This window comes from Pseudoalteromonas nigrifaciens (genome assembly GCF_002221505.1).
Taxonomy (GTDB): Bacteria; Pseudomonadota; Gammaproteobacteria; order Enterobacterales; family Alteromonadaceae; genus Pseudoalteromonas; species Pseudoalteromonas nigrifaciens.
This window is the reverse complement of the sequence record NZ_CP011037.1, coordinates 17172-35443: the sequence shown is the minus strand read 5'-3', so window position 1 is coordinate 35443 and position 18272 is coordinate 17172. Positions and strand designations below refer to the sequence as shown.

Below are 18272 nucleotides of genomic sequence, written 5' to 3'. Positions count from 1 at the left end.
TTAGGCATAATTAAAAACGCTAGCTTAACTTGCTAGCGTTTTTTTATGCGCGTAAATATTAATTTTAGCGACTAGCACTTTTAAAGCCCTATATTACTAAGCTTCTAGCGCCATTGCTGCCATTTTCATCGCACTTGCAAACGACTTTGCGCCAGCAATAAATAAACCGTTATGACAAAAAACAGCATCTTCAAGCCCAGTTTCGTCCTGAAATTCTTTATCAGATAAACCAGCCCACGGTTTTGGGAGTGACTTGCGGTCTTCAAACGATCCTGGCTCAACCGGTACAGTTTGCACAATCCACTGGCCAGAGTGCGAAGGATAAACCATATATAATGCTTTATCAGAAAGCGCATGCACGGTTTTTTTCCACGGTGTGTATTGCTCTAACACAATTACACGTGGATCAGCTGCATTTTCAATCGCTTTAGCAACAATTGCTTTTGCATTAATGCCACCGTTAGCCGCAGCTATAAAGCGAGTTAAAATGCGCGATGCAAACTCAACCGCTTCATCAAAACAGGCATCAAAGTTACTTTCTTCTTGCCACGTTGGGTTAAACATTGAAATAGTTTGGCTAAGGCTAATGCCTTTAGCAACGCCTTCAACATGGCCGCAGTCAATTGCATCAATAGTAGATACTAAACCAGAGTCAATTGCATTGGCTATTTCTTGGCTGCCTTGGCATATTTCAAGACCATATTTTTGCCAAATTAAACCAAATGAAGAAAAAGGAATACCATTTTCACGCGCACCGGCACCGCCACGTTGGTGGTGATCAAAACGGCCTGTCTCTGGGTTATGCTCGCCACCTACATCAATCACAACATCGGCTTTGCTTATAAGCTTCATATCGCGGGTGCGTATAAGTTTAAAAGAAGGATAAATATACTTAAGTGCAGCTACACTAAAAACATCATCTGCATGAAAAGTACCGTTGTGGGTTGCTATCGTTATATCATTCATTGGTTTTGTATCATTTTCTAAAAGGATAAGAAGGTCTCGCTATTTAAACGTTACGGTTTTGAAAATACTTAACAAGTAAAAATCATAAGGCGGATTCTATCTGATGAGCGCTAACAAAAACAGTAAACTGTTTTTTATCCTTGTTAAAGCAATTAAGCTCGCATGCAATAGCCCACTAATTATAGAGAGATGCAAAGCCACACGTTATTATTTTGCTGCGTTATTTTTGTATCAATAACCAAACTTTAGTTAAATTATCAGCTAAAGCATGGCTAAATGCCCTATTTTCTTAAACAACATAATATAAATGCAGATAAAGTTATTTTAATTTTTATTATTGCTGTAAATACTAAAAAATAACTCACTGCACTTTAACTTTCATAAAACAACTTAAACCATTGTTTATAAACAATTAAATAAAATACAGCACCAAATCCTAAATTCAGCCATAGGAATATAAATGTTACAAAATAGTTTCATACAAGACCTTTGACTAATCGTAATCTGTTGCTAGCTGCTTTATCCTGCCGCCTCAATTTTTATTTGCTTTAAACAAAGCTGTATTTTTATTTTGAGTGAGCAACTATGTTGCAGGAGAAGCCATGAATACCACGCCGCAAGATGATATTTCATCTGATGCAAAACCAGGAGCGGATACTCAAACCGCTACCAATAGCTATAAAAATCTACACAAGCCTAGCTCTGAGTTTAATAGCCGAGACGAATACCTAGAACACGAGCTGCAAATTATGCAGCCTAAACGCTGGCGCCCAAACTTACCCTTTAGAGATTACAGGTTCGAATTTGAAGACGCTATTCCTGCAATGGCTGCCACCATAGGTAAAGTGGTTATGGTTGCCGCCATTGCCGCAACGTTTGCAAGCCCACTGGGGTTAAGCGACGCTTTTGTTTTAGAAAACGTGCGTTACGAATTACTTATCGTCGCCTTTTTTATTATTTTGTTTTCAGGCTTTATTTTACCTACCGCTAACTTAGCCGGTACTCATGGCCCTTTAATTCCGTTAATTCCAATTGTAGTTGCAGCAGGGGGGCATCCTATGGCATTTGGCTTGCTCATAGCTGCCTTTGGTTTAATTTTGGCAATAAGTAAAGGCGGAACCCTACTGGCTAAACTAACCAGTAAGGGCGTATGTGGCGGGCTTTTACTCTACCTAGGGTTTATAGGCATAACCTCGCAAGTTAAAAAGCTGTTTGCATGGGCCGAAGCCATCGATATGACCCACATTGCCTTTATTGTTATTTTTTCCACTATAATTTTATATGCCATGTTAGAGCATTTTAAAAAGCGTTGGTTAGCCGTACCACTTAGCTGTATTTTAGGCGGCGCAATAGCCTTTGCATTAGGCGCACCGTTTGAGTTTCATACTGCACCGGGGCTGCCAAACATGGACCCTATGTACTGGTGGGGCGAAGACACTGGCTGGATGTTAGGCCTACCTACCCTAGAAAGCTTTGTAGTAGTACTGCCATTTGCAGTGCTTGCTGTTGCTATGTGGTCGCCGGACTTTTTAGGCCATCAGGTATTTCAAAAAATAAGCTACCCAAAACGTACCGAAAAAGTACAAATGAACATAGACGACACCATGCTTAGCGCATCAGTTAGGCAAACCTTTGGCTCGCTACTGGGCGGCGCTAACTTTGCATCATCGTGGGGTACTTACATAGTGCCAGCAGCCATTGCTAAACGCCCAATACCAGCAGGCGCTATTTTAACCGCACTATTTTGTATTATTGCCGGCGTATGGGGCTACCCTATGGACCTTGCAATTTGGCAACCAGTGCTATGTGTAGCGCTAATAGTAGGGGTATTTATTCCACTACTAGAAGCCGGCATGGAAATGACCCGCGTAGGTAAAACCACCCAATCAGCTGCTATTGTAGTATTTGCTTCAAGCTTAGTTAACCCAGCATTTGGTTGGTCACTCACCATATTGCTAGACAACTTAGGCTTTATTGGCTGTAAAGAAAGAAGTAAAGAACTCACCCGCATGAGCCGCTGGATCATTCCACTGGTCATGTTTGTACTACTAACCAGCGTAATGGCCATGGTAGGCATGCTGCCAGGTATACCCGCGCTAGTATCAAGCTTTAGGCACTAACTTTAAAAGTTAGCTTAAAGTAAATTACTCCCAGTAAGCGCATTTTATATGCGCTTACTGCGTTTTAAAGCTTAATTTTTTAGGTGGCAGCATAGAGCGAGAAGCAGACGGTCGGTTAAACTCGTTTTTGGACATAAGCTCGCTAGGGTAAAAGTTCTTTGAGTAATGATTGCCATTAGGAAAAGTATGACAATCAGGTATGTGATAACGCCAACCTAACCAGCGGCGTGCTAAAGCAGAATTTTGCGTATCTTTTGCTAAAAGCACTATAGTTTAAGCCGTCAGGTTTAGGTTCTAGTTAGCACTTTGTTTGAGGATTTCTCATCCCATGTTTCAAGTACAAAAAGTGCTAAAGTATGCGCTGAATGAATAGCAAGCCTTGCGTGGCGTGGCTTCAAATTATATACCTTTCGTCCTTCACCATGTGCAGAGCTCGCATGAGTTCTAAATGCGCCAATACCGCCTACGATTGATAGCATTCCTGATATTATCTTTTTTAGATCATCATCTTGTACAAGTTTAGTATCGAAGCCTAAATCATCCCTTACTACTTTCCAGACACCTTGAAGATCTTGTTTTTGTGGAAATGGTAATTTTTCATCTGCAATATACACCTTAAAAATCGACTCTAATATATTACATGCAGCTGAAACAGCCTCTCTAGGCTCTGAATTTACATTCTCTAATGCTCGGTTAAATTCAGCTTCAATTGAAGGAATATCGCGCCCTTTAATTAGTTCAGATAATGATTTACTCGGCGCTGAACTGCCGTCTGATATTACGCCGCCAGTGATGTAAGTTAAATTACAGCGCTCTAATATGGCGTTTAATTTAACTTTAAATTCTTTCTTCTGCTCTGAAACGTTTACACCCCACTGATAGTTATTTTGTTCTAACTCATCAGGCAGTTCCATGTATGTTTCAATAAGTTTCCCTAGAACTTTTAAAGGGAAATCTGATTCTTTGTTTATGCGCCGTAACCATGCTTGTGTTTTAACAGGCTTAGAACCCTCGGGTGGTTCTCCTGGGGCATCAGCATACAAAAAAAGATTATCTAATCCAGCATGTGACTCTATGTCGCATAAATTATCAGATAAGACAGCAATAATTGGTGCAGGAATTTCTTTACGCATACTACCTCGATATGTGATGAAGAGTGCTAGCAACTTAGTATTTATGCGTTGCTCATATATTTGGCAAAAACGCACAGGCAGATTTAACAAACCTATTACTTAGGCTTACTTAAGTAAAGCTATTGATTTATAACTACTCTACCAGAGTAATACTGAATAAACGAGTACGAGAAATTGTAAAATGAGCATTGATATGGTTACCACATTACAAACCTTCAGTCATTGTCATTTATCGATTAGTAAAAGTAGGTCAACTGGCTTGTTTCTTATCTGTGCGGCTTATCGCCTCTAACCCACAATGGGGCAAAGGCGAGTTATATACATAACCCGTCTCTGGACAGAAATGAGTTAGAGCCGAAGGACGGCTCTGTGCCAAAAGCAGACAATAGAAGTTGCAGCAGTCGTATTATAACTTTTCAATGAAAGCTTAGGTTAATGAAGATAAACAAAGGCTTTAAAATTTTGGAGACAACAATGATTTGCGAAAAAAGTTAACAATGCTGGATTCTTAATTTTGTGTTTCAAGATGTCACAGGTTCTAGAGGACTTAGTGTGGCTAAATTGAAGTGTCCGAATCAGTCCGACCACACCGAAGCAATAGCAGCCGCCTGTCGGCAAGCTGCTATTAATTAATTGATCCTGTGGCTTGTTAAAGCTTCAATATTTCGCCATCGTTTGGGACTTTGACACTTTGCGTCAGGCTATTGGCTTTAACAAATTCTCTCAGTTCTTTACGAGACAAGGCTGCATGGTTCACTGCATCCATATGCACGCCAATAATGGTTGCTTGAGGTGCAATGTTTTTGGTTCGAGTCACGTCTTCTTTTCCCATGATAATAGAGTTTGGAAATCCCTCAAGCTGTGCATAGCCGGTATTCAGGATCACAACTTCCGGCTGGTGCTTGTTTAAAGCTTGTTCTACAACACCGTTCCAGATCGTATCCCCAACCACGTATGTTGTTTTGTAACCGGGAGCCTGAAATACAACGCCCATTGCTTCACCAAGCAAAGCGGCCAATTGCGGAACTGCGTACATGTCGTCCGTACCATGTTGACCACCGGTTTTAGTCAATGTAATACCTTCAAACTCAGTGCGATCATGGATGACAGTAACCTGTTTAAACCCCTGCGATTTGATTAATGCTGCATCTGCTTCATGCTGCACAAATATTGGCAGATCTTTAGGCAGTAATTGCTGTGCGGCTTCATCCCAGTGATCCAAGTGCGTGTGCGTGACAATAATGGCGTCCACTCCGGAAATGACTTCGTCAACAGACATAGGTAATTCCAGCAATGGGTTTCTTAACGTACTACGGTAGGTGCCTTCAAACCCCGGATAAGCTCCTTTTTTCGCCAACATAGGGTCGAGCAGAAAGGTGGTATCCGCATAGCTAATTTTGAGTGTCGCATTTCGCACCAGCTGGATTTGTGTCTGCTTGTGGGCTGGCGTGTTTTTATCCGGCGTTGCCTGAGCTAATGCAGGCCCGGTCAACAAAACGCTACCAACTATTAGACTGGACATTAAGGTTCTTAAGTTCATCTTTGTTCTCCATATCAACTAAGTGAGGTGTTCAACACAGTGGCTATGATAAAGAACAATACAATTGACAAAAACTGACCTAAATGACAATATTCGAAAGTATTGGGCCACATCAGTAGAATTCAAACTTTCAGACGTTGCGGGGACGCTATGACAAAACTAAAAATTGGCTTGGTGCTTTATCCTTCCTTCAGCCCATTTCATGTTTCTGTACCCTATATGATTTTTGGGTCTATCCTCCCTGAAGAATCGCTGTTTGAATTGTTTCTAATTGCACCCGATAGCAGCGCCATCAACGCCGAGCGGAGTATGTTTGTTCAACCTGACGGAGGGCTGGAGCTGCTGGCAACAATGGATGTGGTTATTGTACCCGGCTGGCATAAGCTGGATGAAAAACCCAGTGCTCAGATGCTTTATTCGTTGCGAGAAGCCTACAACAGAGGGGCTTATCTGGTAGGGCTTTGTTACGGCACTTATGCTTTAGCCTACGCAGGTATTCTGGATGGGAAAAAAGCCTGTACTCATTGGTTAGCTGAGCAGGATTTTAAAACCAGATTTCCCCAAATCCAGTTAGACACCAATGCGCTTTATAGCGAAGACCAGCGGCTTATTACCTCAGCTGGTACAGGGGCAAGTTTAGATTGTTGCCTCTATATCGTCAGAAAGTTTTTTGGGGTGAAAATTGCCAACAAATTTGCCCGTTTAATGGTGGTTCCGCCCCATCGTGAGGGAGGGCAGGCACAATTTATAGAACACCCAATCGCTCGCTCGACTTCGGAAGCTCAAATTAACACACTGATCGATTTTCTGCGTGAGAACATCGCCAAACCACATAGTATCGATGAACTTGCTACTGTAGTTGGGATGAGTAGACGTACCTTTACTAGGCGGTTTCAAAAGGCAACCGGGATGACTGTTGTCGAATGGTTAGTGAATGAGCGCTTGCAGCGCAGCCGTGAATTGTTAGAACTCACCGCATTGTCGATTGAACAAATCGCTGAACGGGTTGGATTTCAAACCGCCACTTCATTTAGGTTACATTTTAAACAAAAACATGCAGTCTCTCCAACAGCATGGCGAAGGACTTTCGGTGCTAATACTTTGATAGAAATGCCCTTTCCTTTAAACCATTAATTGGATTTAAGTAAGGGACATTGAAATTCTCCGTGCTCATGTAAATTTCACCTATGAAAGTGTTGCGGACATTTGTTTTTGAACGAATCGACTCTTTTTTTGTCTGCTTTTCGCTCTTTTGAGGCATTCGCCTCAACACGTTTTGGGGCAGAAACGAGTTGATCATGAATGACTGCTCATGGCACTTTTACGAAGTTCGGTTTGAGTGAAAACCAAGTATTAGGATAGGCTGAAATTCAGCTCTACAATCGTAAATACTGAAATTCTACCTATACCTTTGTTTACGTTCTGACGATAGCTATTCACCAACGACAGACTAAAGCAGTGAAGTCCATACATATAAATGTTAACCGCTATGTCACTGTATGGTTTTATTTTATGTCATTGTATGGTGTCGGATTGTCTGTAAGTGACTGATATGTCAATCCAGTGCTTGTCACGCTTTGCTTACAGCGACATATGGGGCGAATGATAATTCCCTAATTAGTTGGACTAATTATGCTCTTTGCGCCATCTGGCTGATTTATGGTCAAGTCAACCAGATGTGCATAATTGCTTATTATTCTTTTTGATTTGAACTAATAATATGTAAATCTCGTTGAGGGAATGTGAGCGTCTAGCGAACTACACCTATGTTTTAAAATTCCAGGGTAACAAGCTGTCGATATCGGGCTCAGGCTGGCACAGTTCATCAAGGCAAGCACAGATGTAATTAAATGGGATTAGACCATTTATCTTGGCGGTTTCCACAATGCTGTAAAGGGTGGCACTAGCATGGGCACCGTTAGCCGTTTGGCTAAATAACCAATTCTTTCGGCCTATCACAAACGGTTTTACCGCGCGTTCTGCTCTATTATTATCGATGCTAAGTCGGCCATCATCAACATAGCGTATGAGCTTGTGCCATTGATTTGCCAGGTAATTAGCTGCCTCTATCAGTTTGCTGTTCCCCACTAAATTTGGCTGATCCTGCTCAAGCCATATTTTTAGCTTGCTAAGAATAGGCAGGCTAACCTCTTGTCTTGCCGTATATTTGTCATCCACACTTTTATCTTTGATGCGTGACTCAACGCCGTACAGTTTTTGGATAAGGCTCAATACCACATCCACTTTGCCGGTTTTGTTTTTACCTTGTAGCTTTTTCGCGTCGATAAATTTACGACGAGCATGCGCCCAGCAGCCGATTAAGGTTGCCTCTGTTCTGGCATAGGCTTGATAGCCATCCACGTGCAAGTACCCTTGATATCCATCAAGATAATTGACCACGCAGGCGGCCGCGCGACTATTGTGGAAGTCGTAAAGTACGATATTAGGGATAGGATTATTCGGGTCTGGTGAATCTCGACCCGAGCAATACACCCACATGTAACTGTTTACTTTGTCCGATTTCACCACCTTTAATGGCGTTTCATCGGCAAACAGCGTGGGTTGCCTTAACAGCTCGGCTTTAAGCCGTTCAACTAATGGCGCGAAGAGTGTGGCTGATTTGTCTATCCAGCTGCTCATGGTCTGTCGACTGAGTTCAATACCGTATTGCTTAAACATCGCTTCCTGGCGATACAGCGGTAACCCGTATTGGTATTTACTGGTGATAAGCTGACTGAGCAAACTGCTGGTTGCAATGCCTTTGTTGATGGGCATGGCAGGCATTGAGGCTTGTTTAATCTGTGTCTGAGTTGAGGATTTATCACAGTGACGGCAGGCGTATTTAGGCCTAATATGCTCAATCACTTTGATTTTAGCGGGTATGAACTCAAGCTTTTCTGACTTATCTTCACCCATTCTATGTAGCTCACCGCCACAGCAATCACAGGTTTTGTCGATGATGTCGTGAATAACTTGCTCACGAGGTAAGTCTTTTGGCAGTGGCTTACGCACCGGCTTTTTACGGGTATAGCTAATGGATTGTTGCTCTGCCTCAACTTCCTCAACAATTTCTTCCACTTCATTGAATAACTCGCCTTGCCCGGCAAAGCCTTCAGCACTTTTGCCGAATTGTTTTTGTTGGGCCAAGCTCCAGCGCTCTTCCAATGCCGCAATCTGGGCATCCTTCTGCGCTAACAGTTTTTCAAGTTCAGCAATGCGCTGTTTAAGGGCGAGTTCATTTTTCATGACGCCTATTTTAAGGCATCATCAAAGGCTTTGCAGTGCTAACTGAACTCACTTTGATGATCATCAATCGATCGCAAATATTAAAGCATTTGCTTACCTGCGACATCAATTTTACTGTGTCCAATCACATCATAACCCGATAATAACCAGTGTAATTGCTGCTCGCTTAAGGTCATGGTGGGTGACATGAGTTTGGGCCATTTGAACTTATGCTTATCTAATCGCTTATACCACAGTGCAAAACCGGTGTTATCCCAGTAAAGCAGTTTGAGTTTGTCACGGCCTTTATTACAAAACACAAATAGCGCACCACTGAGCACGGGTAGTTCAAGCTCTGCTTCCACCAACGCCGCCAGACCATTAATTGATTTTCGAAAATCAACGGCATCGGCACATAAATAGACGGTGGGTACATCAACGAACATCCTCATACCGTTAGCCCTTTAATAATGGCAACGATATCGGCCGTCGCTAAATCGATAGGAAACGTGAGTTGGCCGGTTAGCGTATCAAACTGCAGCGTATTTTGACGAGTTTGCGCGCAGACTTCAGTAGTTTGTTTTACCTGGACAAAACGTGATGATGTAAGGCACTGCGTGTGCACTGGCAAGGTGGAATTAGGCTGGTCTTTTGCCAGTAAAGCACGTTGTTTATAATAAGTCGTAATAGCGACATTATGGTGTTGGCAGAATTCAATATTAGTACCACTAAACGTACTGCGTTTCAGCAAAAGCTGCTGCCACTGTGCGCTTGTTCTGTAAGTTTTCATCACCTGCTCCGAATTTATCATTGAGCAGGTATTTTTAGATAATCAGAACATCGATGCTAGGTGTGGTTCGCTAGACGCTTACGAGGGAATGGGATCGTAATGCCTTTACTTTCAACTCTTTCTTTCACTTTACGCTGTGTTTTCCAGTAAATATTCCAATAGTCAGGTGTTGGGACCCACGCGCGTAGCTGCAAGTTTACTGAGCTATCTGCTAGGGTATGGACAAGATATTGTGGCTCTGGGGTTGTTATTATTCGAGATTCTTCCGCAGCTAATTCTCTTAATGCGGCTAAGCCGTCTTCAATTGAATCACCATAAGAAATACCAATCGTAATATCCATTCTTCGTTTTGCATTTCGACTGAAGTTTTTTATTGCACTCGCCCAAACAGTACTATTGGGCAGAGAAATAAATATTCCATCTGCGGTCTCTAGCTCTGTCGTAAATAAGCCTAAATCGGTTACGCTTCCTGAATTTCCTGATACCTCTACAAACTCAGATTTTTTTAGCGGTTTAAGGAACAGTAGCATTACACCTGCGGCAACATTACTTAAAGTGTCTTTTAAAGCTAAGCCAATCGCTAAACCAGCAGCACCCACTAGTGCAACTAAGCTCGCTGTATTGACACCAAACAGGTCAAGAATAATGACGAGGGCAATAAGATAGATAATATACCCAGAAAGTGTGGTTAGTAGTTTAGTGATTATTTCGTCTTGCTTACTTAAACGATAGACACCTTTACGTACTGCGCGCCTTATTAGTTTTGAGCCGATACTCGCGGCAATTAAAATGAACAAAGTAAGTATTGTATTCTTCGCTATCGCAATAAGTTGCAATTGATGCTCAGAAAAAAAAGTAATGATGCTTTGCATTGCTTTTCCTTAAAATGATGATTCCGAAATCGAATATATTGGAGCCTTATTAAGTGCTTACAGACTCCGTATATAGGGTATTTATTATTTTCTAAGGCACTACTAAAGTATTTTATATAATCCCCATAATCAGGTAAGCGTTATAGCCTAAATAAGCACTAAAGAGTACCGTACCTTCTAGACGGCTTATTTTCCCTTGGCGACCAAAACCATAAGCCATGACCAATAACATTAGGGTAAGTATAAGCATGACTCCCCAATCTCTTTTAAAGACCTCTGAGGAAATGTGATTAATTGGCTCTATTACACCCGCTATACCAATAACAGCCAGAATATTGAAAATATTAGAACCAACAACATTACCGATAGCAATGTCGTGCTCACCTTTTTTAGCCGCCAAAATACACGCTGCCAGCTCTGGCAGAGAGGTTCCTAATGCCACAATCGTTAAACCAATAATTAAATCGCTGACCCCCAGAGAAGTTGCTATTTCAACAGCACCCCAAACCAATATGCGTGAACTAATAATTAGCAGTGTTAAGCCTACAAATAGCCAGAAAATTGCTTTTGAAATTGGCATAGAATGGCTTTTTAATTCATCATCAAATTCTTTTTCTAATGTATCTGCCGAACTGTTTCTACCTGAATGCACAGACCAAATAAGAAAAAGCAGCAAGCTACCTAAAAGTAGCAAGGCATCAACGAAAGTTAATGCTCCGTCATACAGTAAATAACCACACAGGAGCACTGTAGAGACCAATATTGGTAGTTCTTTTTTTACTATATTTGATTGAACTACAATGGGGGCAATGAGAGCGGTAACACCCAGTATTAAACTTATATTGACAATATTTGAACCGAGTGCGTTCCCCAAGGCTAGTTCGGGGTTCCCATCACTTGCAGCCATGGCTGAAACAACCATTTCAGGTGCAGATGTACCGAACCCCACAACTACCATGCCAATTAAAATTGATGATAGACCAACATGACGGGCTGTAGCAGCAGCGCCTTCAACAAAGCGATCAGCACTCCATACTAATAGTGCAAAGCCTGTGATAATTGCGAGAGATGCTAATAGCATAGCGCTGCTCCCTCTGACTCAAGAAAGTATCTGGTGTTTGAACTAATGAATAGTCGATTGTGTTCAGTGTAGTTTGTAAAGTTAGATAAGACGTGCAACATTTTGGCTCTCGTAGGGCAGAATTTTACAAAAGGTAAGAAACCACATCTGCCCGATATGATTATTTACCTTAAGTCTTGTCAAAGCTAATTAAGCTTGAAACAGCCACGAGCATTGAGTGCTCGGAGATTGTTGACTGTTTCCCTGCATACGCAAGAGACTACTCCCCTAAGTTCAGTTCAAAGTAATATATAAAACCCTAAAAATCTAGCATAAAGTTAAATTAGTTTCGTAATATTTCTACTCAACTAGCTTGCTTTCGGCGGCGATTTGAAAGCATTTAAATCATAAGTTATTTTGCAATGCATCAATACGCTTCGCTACTTCGTTAAGTTCTAGGAATTCTCCATGCTCAATCACTTCTAGTGGCGAACGACCTGCAAAAAAGTCATTATGGTTTTTCATTTTCATAAACTTCCTGACATTTTCGGGGTTGCTAAACATGCAACGTAATGCGTGGTGAATATTGAGTAGACAACTTATACGTTCTAATTGCTCGTTGTTGAGCTTCACAGTCTCAGGAGCAGCGTTAAATTTATGATAGGAAGTTTTTGAGAGCTTAAGTATACGTTGAGCTTGCTCAGAACTGCATTCCCACAATGATAAAATGTTGCATGCTGTTTTAAAGCCTGTACTGGTGAATGATATTGAATCACTATCTGTGTGCATACGTAATCTCCTTTTGTGAGCCGATACGCCAAAATATTTCAATAAAGGATAGTTGTAAGGTTGAAATCTTTCATAACCCTAACCGTGTAGTATGGCTTATAAAGTATAATAATAAGTAACGGCAACAGATGCTTTAAAGCCGAATTTCTTGCATTTGTCATGAGTATGCACTAATTTGGGGTCACATTAATAAAGGAATATATTAAGTAATGACTACATTAAGGGAATACCCAAAACCAGATAGGGCTGCAAATCCAACTCCGCTAGATATGGCAATTTATAACTTTGAACTCAAAGCTAAAAGTTATCACGATGAAAGCATCAAAAAAATCCAAGCGCCGAAAAATTAAAAAAGCTAGCTTTAGATTATGACCATTTACAAATAGAAAAAAAGAGGATTGAATCTGTTTCGATTGCTCAGTCTGCTCTTGAGTCGTATCGCGTTACTAGCAGCCATTCGACACGTAAAGCATTACTTGAAGAAACTCATCATACAACCAATACCACCAATAATTAAGCCCGATTTCTTTTTGCTGTTGGTGAACCAAAACCGACGAAATATCATGAGGCACACCATATTATTCCTGGTACAGGGCGTGATAACAAACAGGCTGTATTACGAGCAAGATTAAATTTGCAGTAATAATTTACGTTAAATTAAGTAAAACAGGTGAACTCAGCAAAGTTATGCCAACAGGCTAAACTTGGTTATTACAAGCTCGGCGCTGAATTACTGCGGCTCTAATATGGTCGTAACTCAAGTTAAATAAAAAAGCATAAATAGTAATAAAAATAGTCACGCCTAAATCCATTAAAAAAGCATTCCATAAGCTCACCGATAATAAATAAGCCATAATTGGAATAGTTAACACCAGTAAACCCGCTTCAAATAAGATAACGTGAAATAGCCGCATTGAAAAAGTACGCTTAGTTTTATCTCCTTTAACATAAAGATCAAAAACCCAATTAAAAGCATAATTCCAAACCATGGCGACACTCGCAATAACTATCATAGTTCCTGATAATGCAGCGATATCGTGCTCAGTAAAAGCAGCTAAACCGGCAATCGATAAAGTTACTGCTATTACTTCAAATGACACAGAGTGAAACACACGCTCTACAGCTCTCATTGTTATATTTCTCCAATAAAGGTCTTACTTTAAAATTAAGTGATTAACACAAAGCAATTAACACTAAGGTGATAAAAAAGGATAACGAAATTATTAAGCGGCGATTATGACAGTCAATCAAAACAGATAAAGTTAACAGCTATCACGAATAGTGATAATCTGAGCCAAATACCTGTAACTCTCAGACACACCATGTATAGCTTCGAGCAATTGAAAGTATTTATCACTGTATGCGACACCGGATCTTTTTCAGCTGCTGCTCGTAAATTAAAGCGTGCTCAATCGGGGGTAAGCCAAGCCATTGCAAACCTTGAAATAGCCATTAATCAAGAGCTGTTCAATCGTGATAAAAACACTCCGGTATTAACTGATAACGGCAAAACCTTGCTGCCAATTGCAAAGTCTATTTTGCATCAACAAAAGTATTTTGATCAAACAATAGAATCGCTAGCAAAAGAGCATGAGCATGAAATGGTTATTGCTGTTGATGAGAGTGTAATGAGCCCAGACTTTTTAAATATTCTCATGCCGCTTGCCGATAAATACCCAATAACTCACTTTGATATCATCACCACCTCAACCTTTGATGTAGAACAACTCGTTCGGGTAGGGCGCAAGCCGGTATTGTTTATGCCGACGGTGAGTTAAAGGTGGATATGGATTTTTTCTTGCTAGGGCAAGCACGCTTTTTAACCGTAGCATCATCGACCCACGAATTAGCCAAACTAGCTAAAGTGCAAGGCTCTGATTTAAAACGTTATAGACAATGTGTACATCGCAGTGCTTAACATAAAGAGTTATGGTTTAGTTACGGTATTAGCTCTATGTTGTGGTATGCCAACACTCACCAAACACTGGTTGAGTTAGTTCATGCGGGCATGGGGTGGGCAAACGTACCTGAGCTATCAGTAAAAGAGCAGATAAACCAAGGCCATATTGTCGCATTGCCTGTTACCCATGAGTACAATGGGTGGTTAACGCCTGTAGGATGCTTAATTTCTCGAAGCCATCAATCGGGGCCTGTACTAACGAGTTTAATTGACACTCTTCAACAGTATCATTTTAGTAAAAACAGCTGGAAAATCAGATAAGCTACCCATTGTTTTGATAGAATAATTGTCACTTTTAAACAAATTAATCTATCATAAATACATAAATTTTAGAGCCTGCTTTATGATAATTTAAGGGCGTTTTTCTGCTTAAATTTTGCATTTAAAAAACCAGGGATTAATGCTTTCCTTACTCCTGCGTTTAGTAAAATATTAATTTTATTTCAGCTTTTTATGAGCAACGTCCTTTTCAAAGCCTTGTTATTCCCAAGGGCAATTTTAAAGTTGAGTTAAAAACAACAAATGGAGCAGCTCGTTGGATCAACTACGTGCAATTAGGTATTTTAGTAAAGTAGTCGAAACTGGCAGCTTTACCAAAGCAGCCAGTACTTTTAACGTGCCGCCGTCGTCGTTATCAAGGCGCGTTGCAGATTTAGAAAAAAGCTTAGGCGCTACGCTGTTAAAACGCTCAACCCGACTCGTTAAATTAACAGAAGTAGGGCAAATTTATTATAACGATATACAGCAAATTTTGAGTCAACTAGAACAAAGTAATGAAACCGTACGCAGTTATCAAACAACGCCAATGGGGCGTTTACGTATTAGCTCTATGGTGGGGTTTGGTGAGCAAATATTATTACCTTTGCTAGATGAATTTAGCGCCTTATACCCTGAAATAGTGCTGGATGTTAGTTTAACTGATCAGCTATCGACACTCGGACGCGACGATGTTGATATTGCTATTCGCGGTGGTTACGCACCCAATGAGCGAGTACTAGCAATAAGGTTAATGGACAATGGTTTTATTCCGGTGGCATCACCTTGTTATTTAAAAAAACACGGAACACCTAACAATGCGATGGAACTAAAGCAGCATAATGGCCTTTATTTTAAAGCGCCAACGGGGCCAACGCCTTGGTTATGTAATATGGACGGCCAATGGCATGATGTATCTGGCCCTGCTGTGGCTATTTCTAATAGCGGATCGTGGCTAGCAAAAAAAGCGTGCAACGGTGAAGGTATTTTAATGTCGACTCGGTGGGCGTTAGCCCCTTATATTGACTCAGGTAAGTTGCAACAACTTCACTTTGAACATGAGTTAGCTATAACTCAAAATGCTAATATGGCTGTGTATTTGCTGTATCAAAAACAGCGCTACTTAGTACCTAAAGTAAAAGCGGCAGTAGACTTTTTAGTGCAAAAAATAAAGACAGAAAATGAACAATAAACACAAAGTAACAGATTCCCTAGGCTGATTAATTTACAACTGTGTGGCTTGTTAAACAAAACCAACCGCAGGTTACTTTCGTTTTTTGCTTATGCAAACTGTAAACCCCCATTACAGTTTGCACAAAAGCCACAAATTAACACTGCATTTTACGCTATAGGCACTGTGCTAATAAAAGGATTAAGCTTAACTTTTAACGTGTTTAAAAAACACCTTAAAGCGAGTGTTCGCGTTTGAGGTTACCACTATGTTGCCCCCATTTGCTGTAACTAGCGCTTTTACTATCGCAAGTCCTAAACCCGCGCCGTTGCCTTGTCGCTGCCTTGATTTATCGGCTCGATAAAATCGGTCAAATAAATAGGGTAAATGCTCTGCTGCTATTTTTTCGCCTGGGTTGGTAACCGCAATACACACTTGATCATTTCCAGTGCGCTCACTACTAATAGTTATCGATTCGCCTGCTGGGGTATACCTAATCGCATTTGATAATAAATTAGATAACAACTGCCTAAAGTGTAATTGTTCACAATAAAACTCAACATTACTACCTTGTTTAATAAAGGTAATATTGGCATCTTCTGCTACCGCATCAAAGTATTCTAGTAACGCGTCTATTTCTTCATCACTTTGTAATACTTGTTGTTGTGCTTTTATCAGTCCATTTTGAGTTTTTGCCAACCACAGCATATCACTCACCATTTTTGTTAGTCGCTCTAGTTCTTCAAGGTTTGAAAACAACAGTTCTTGGTATTGCACAAGGTCGCGCTGTTTTGTTAAGCCAACTTGTGTTTGAGTAATAATATTAGTAAGCGGGGTACGCAGTTCGTGGGCTATATCGGTAGAAAAATTTGATAAACGCATAAACTCATCTTGTAATCTATCCAGCATGGCATTAAATGAATGCACCATATTCACCAGCTCAATTGGCACTTTACTTTCATCTAACCTAACATCCATTTTATGGGTTTGAATGTCATATATTTTTTTGCTTAAGCCACGCAGTGGATTTAACCCCTGATGTACCGCAAACCAAGCAACGAGTAAAATGAGCACAGCTGAGCCAAACATAATCACCCATAGGCTTTGTTTAAATTGGCGCAAAAAATGTTTATGAAAACTCATATCAATGGCGGCGGTAATTTTATAATGCTGTTGCTGCACGTTAAAGTCGCTAACTAATGCGCGATAGGTATGATCATTGGCTTGCCAATGCACTATGTTATCGCGATTAAAACCAAGCGCCGATGGCGCACTCATAATCTGCTTAGTAAAATCGCGACCTGAACTTTGGTAAATTAAGGCTCCTTGCTGGCTATTTACTTGATAATAAACACCATGATGTCCTGCCACAGCTTTAGATAATGCCTGCCCTAAAGGTTCACTTGAGCTATGCTGCTGGGCTAAAACAGCTGCAACTGACTGGCTAATAACCTTTAACTCGCCACTGTCTTGCTCAATAAAGTGATGCTCAATGGAGGAGTTAATTAATGACGCTACTAAGGTTAAACAGGCTATTACAGTAACAGCAATAAACAATACCACCCGCATGGTCAACGACATTGGTCGAGCGTTAATTTTGGGCATTTTCGACCTCTAATTTATAGCCCATACCGCGCACTGTATGAATAAGTTTAATACTATACTCATCGTCAACCTTGCCCCGCAGGCGTCTAATCGCAACATCTATTACATTGGTATCACTTTCAAAGTTCATATCCCATACTTGCGACGCTATAAGTGAGCGAGATAGCACTTCGCCTTCTCGGCGCAGTAGTAGCTCTAATAAGCTAAACTCTTTATTACTGAGCAAAATACGCTTGCCTGCTCGCTGTATTTTACGCTTTGGTATATCCATTTCTAAGTCTGCAATTGTGAGTATGTCGGCCACTTTTTGCACGCCACCACGGCGAATAAGCGTACGTACGCGGGCAAGTACTTCTGAAAAAGCAAACGGTTTTATTAAGTAATCATCTGCGCCAAGTTCAAGCCCTTTTACTCTGTCATCAACACTATCGCGAGCCGATAAAAATAATACTGGCGTGTCGTTTTTGGCTTCTCGTACCGACTCTAAAATTCGCCAGCCAGATACATCGGGCAACATTATATCTAATATAATCACATCAAATAATTCGGTCATTGCTAAATGGTGACCGTCAAGGCCATTGCGCGCCAAACAAACCTGAAAGCCGGCTTCGGTTAAGCCCTGTTTTAAGTAATCACCGGTTTTAATCTCGTCTTCAACGATTAGTATGCGCATATAATTCCTTTGTTACTTTTATTATAATTTTAGTTATCACTTAAACAGCACTATGCCATATGCGCTACAACAGCAACATGACATTAAGATTACAACTTTGTAATGTTCGCGTC

The 18272-nt window shown here is 40.8% G+C and carries 19 protein-coding genes; 7 read left to right on the top strand and 12 right to left on the bottom strand.

What is annotated here, in order from left to right; all coding sequences use genetic code 11:
• Positions 1 to 96: 96 nt before the first annotated feature.
• Positions 97 to 966 carry an MYG1 family protein gene (locus PNIG_RS16705; protein WP_089369010.1) on the bottom strand — a complete coding sequence of 290 codons (870 nt, stop codon included), beginning with the start codon at positions 964 to 966 and terminating at the stop codon, positions 97 to 99.
• Positions 967 to 1568: 602 nt separating this feature from the next.
• Here PNIG_RS16705 and PNIG_RS16700 point away from each other — a divergent pair.
• Positions 1569 to 3086 carry a DUF3360 family protein gene (locus tag PNIG_RS16700; protein WP_011329666.1) on the top strand — a complete coding sequence of 506 codons (1518 nt, stop codon included), beginning with the start codon at positions 1569 to 1571 and terminating at the stop codon, positions 3084 to 3086.
• Between the two features lie 287 nt (positions 3087 to 3373).
• Here the strand turns inward: PNIG_RS16700 and PNIG_RS16690 are convergent, their stop codons facing one another.
• Positions 3374 to 4219, bottom strand: a complete 846-nt coding sequence (locus PNIG_RS16690) for an abortive infection family protein (protein ID WP_089369008.1) — start codon at positions 4217 to 4219, stop codon at positions 3374 to 3376.
• A 649-nt stretch (positions 4220 to 4868) separates the two neighbouring features.
• Entirely contained in the window at positions 4869 to 5759 is an 891-nt protein-coding gene (locus PNIG_RS16685; protein WP_053409385.1) for an MBL fold metallo-hydrolase, read from the bottom strand.
• A gap of 150 nt (positions 5760 to 5909) precedes the next feature.
• Here PNIG_RS16685 and PNIG_RS16680 point away from each other — a divergent pair, with 150 nt between their 5' ends.
• Complete coding sequence (locus tag PNIG_RS16680; RefSeq protein WP_086998162.1) at positions 5910 to 6893, top strand: GlxA family transcriptional regulator; 984 nt, start codon at positions 5910 to 5912, stop codon at positions 6891 to 6893.
• A gap of 630 nt (positions 6894 to 7523) precedes the next feature.
• Here PNIG_RS16680 and tnpC read toward each other — a convergent pair.
• From tnpC to PNIG_RS16650, 6 genes are all read right to left on the bottom strand, one after another.
• Entirely contained in the window at positions 7524 to 9005 is a 1482-nt protein-coding gene (gene tnpC / locus PNIG_RS16675) for an IS66 family transposase (protein WP_008467384.1), read from the bottom strand.
• 80 nt (positions 9006 to 9085) lie between these two features.
• On the bottom strand, positions 9086 to 9436 hold the full coding sequence (gene tnpB, locus PNIG_RS16670) for an IS66 family insertion sequence element accessory protein TnpB (RefSeq protein WP_010554756.1): 351 nt from the start codon (positions 9434 to 9436) through the stop codon (positions 9086 to 9088).
• On the bottom strand, positions 9433 to 9774 hold the full coding sequence (locus PNIG_RS16665) for a hypothetical protein (RefSeq protein ID WP_008467385.1): 342 nt from the start codon (positions 9772 to 9774) through the stop codon (positions 9433 to 9435). Before PNIG_RS16665 ends, tnpB begins: the two co-directional genes overlap by 4 nt.
• 56 nt (positions 9775 to 9830) lie before the next feature.
• Positions 9831 to 10646, bottom strand: a complete 816-nt coding sequence (locus tag PNIG_RS16660) for a mechanosensitive ion channel family protein (RefSeq protein WP_089369007.1) — start codon at positions 10644 to 10646, stop codon at positions 9831 to 9833.
• Between the two features lie 112 nt (positions 10647 to 10758).
• The gene (locus PNIG_RS16655; RefSeq protein ID WP_089369006.1) at positions 10759 to 11727 is read right to left on the bottom strand and encodes a calcium/sodium antiporter; all 969 of its coding nucleotides are present in this window, start codon (positions 11725 to 11727) and stop codon (positions 10759 to 10761) included.
• Positions 11728 to 12111: 384 nt separating this feature from the next.
• On the bottom strand, positions 12112 to 12495 hold the full coding sequence (locus PNIG_RS16650; RefSeq protein ID WP_089369005.1) for an antitoxin Xre-like helix-turn-helix domain-containing protein: 384 nt from the start codon (positions 12493 to 12495) through the stop codon (positions 12112 to 12114).
• Between the two features lie 209 nt (positions 12496 to 12704).
• Between PNIG_RS16650 and PNIG_RS19970 the strand changes: the two genes are divergently transcribed.
• Positions 12705 to 12845, top strand: coding sequence for a hypothetical protein (locus PNIG_RS19970; protein ID WP_157696011.1), 141 nt, complete (start codon positions 12705 to 12707; stop codon positions 12843 to 12845).
• Between the two features lie 348 nt (positions 12846 to 13193).
• Here the strand turns inward: PNIG_RS19970 and PNIG_RS16645 are convergent, their stop codons facing one another.
• Positions 13194 to 13625 (bottom strand): PACE efflux transporter, encoded by a 432-nt coding sequence (locus PNIG_RS16645; RefSeq protein WP_086996219.1) that lies wholly within the window; start codon positions 13623 to 13625, stop codon positions 13194 to 13196.
• A 192-nt stretch (positions 13626 to 13817) separates the two neighbouring features.
• Between PNIG_RS16645 and PNIG_RS20325 the strand changes: the two genes are divergently transcribed.
• The 4 genes from PNIG_RS20325 (at position 13818) to PNIG_RS16635 (ending at position 15902) form a co-directional block, all read left to right on the top strand.
• Positions 13818 to 14273, top strand: a complete 456-nt coding sequence (locus PNIG_RS20325) for a LysR family transcriptional regulator (protein WP_307724751.1) — start codon at positions 13818 to 13820, stop codon at positions 14271 to 14273.
• Positions 14274 to 14281: 8 nt separating this feature from the next.
• The gene (locus PNIG_RS20320) at positions 14282 to 14413 is read left to right on the top strand and encodes a hypothetical protein (protein ID WP_307724752.1); all 132 of its coding nucleotides are present in this window, start codon (positions 14282 to 14284) and stop codon (positions 14411 to 14413) included.
• Positions 14414 to 14449: 36 nt separating this feature from the next.
• Positions 14450 to 14716 carry a LysR substrate-binding domain-containing protein gene (locus PNIG_RS20315; protein WP_307724753.1) on the top strand — a complete coding sequence of 89 codons (267 nt, stop codon included), beginning with the start codon at positions 14450 to 14452 and terminating at the stop codon, positions 14714 to 14716.
• Positions 14717 to 14990: 274 nt separating this feature from the next.
• A complete protein-coding gene (locus PNIG_RS16635) occupies positions 14991 to 15902 on the top strand; it encodes a LysR family transcriptional regulator (RefSeq protein ID WP_011329657.1) in 912 nt (303 codons plus the stop codon).
• A 186-nt stretch (positions 15903 to 16088) separates the two neighbouring features.
• Here PNIG_RS16635 and PNIG_RS16625 read toward each other — a convergent pair whose 3' ends face one another.
• Both PNIG_RS16625 and PNIG_RS16620 read right to left on the bottom strand, forming a co-directional pair.
• On the bottom strand, positions 16089 to 17486 hold the full coding sequence (locus tag PNIG_RS16625) for a heavy metal sensor histidine kinase (RefSeq protein WP_089369003.1): 1398 nt from the start codon (positions 17484 to 17486) through the stop codon (positions 16089 to 16091).
• The gene (locus PNIG_RS16620) at positions 17473 to 18159 is read right to left on the bottom strand and encodes a heavy metal response regulator transcription factor (protein ID WP_011329655.1); all 687 of its coding nucleotides are present in this window, start codon (positions 18157 to 18159) and stop codon (positions 17473 to 17475) included. The genes PNIG_RS16625 and PNIG_RS16620 overlap by 14 nt, the downstream gene beginning before the upstream one ends.
• Positions 18160 to 18272: the final 113 nt, after the last annotated feature.